We start from the raw sequence: 850 nt of genomic DNA, 5'->3' as shown, positions 1-850 counted from the left end.
ACTTTCTGTCTGCCCTGCTCGACGACAGCGCCGAAGACTGGCGCGACCTGTGGATCTATGACATCAACGACGACGGCGTGATCGTCGGCGCAGGCAGCAAGGGGGCGTTCATCGCGACGCCGCTGAAGCACTGAACCCGCAAGCCAGCGCGGCGTGGGTGGGCGTCATCAATCTCCCGCCGCCTCCTCGCGTCGCCTGGCAGCCCGCTGCAGCACCTGCTCGATCTGCGTCGGCAAGGACCGCGTATCGATCGGCTTGGTGATGTAGCCGTCACAGCCGGCTTGCAAAGCCTTGAGTTCGTCGCCATCCATGGCGAATGCAGTCAAGGCGATCACCGGCACATGCTGCAGGCGCTTGTCGGCCTTGAGCAGCCGCGTCAGGGTCAGCCCATCCATGCCGGGCAGCGCCACGTCCATCAAGATCAGGTCGGGCACGACGGTGCTCAGGAGTGACTGGGCCTGCTCCGCGCTTTCGGCGGTCAAGACCTGACAACCCGAGACCTCAAGCACCACCACAGCCAGCGCGAGGTTGGCCGGTGTGTCGTCCACGACCAATATGCGTGACGACGGAAGAAGATCGGCCGGCAGGGGCATGCGGACACTCGAATGTTTCGGCGACGGGCACCTCACGGAGCACGGCCTTCGATTCATCATAGGGTGCACCGAAGCCGCGAACAATAGACCACGAGGGATGTGTCGGACTGCGCAAGACAACATCGTTCCCTTGGCCTAGACTCCGCCGCATCAGGGGGTCAAAAAAATGAACGAACCGGTTCTGACCGAGTTCGTCCTCGAATGGCCTTGTCATCCGCCGCTGCCGAGCTGAGCAGCGCGTGGCCGCATCGTGGACG

General features: G+C 63.4%; 1 protein-coding gene. It reads right to left on the bottom strand.

What is annotated here, in order from left to right:
• Positions 1–167: 167 nt before the first annotated feature.
• Positions 168–593 (bottom strand): response regulator, encoded by a 426-nt coding sequence (locus tag AC1DYI_RS37160; RefSeq protein WP_477209074.1) that lies wholly within the window; start codon positions 591–593, stop codon positions 168–170.
• Between the last annotated feature and the right edge of the window lie 257 nt (positions 594–850).

The organism is Ideonella sp. P3_A4 (genome assembly GCF_056403075.1).
This window is presented reverse-complemented; position numbering and strand designations above follow the sequence as displayed.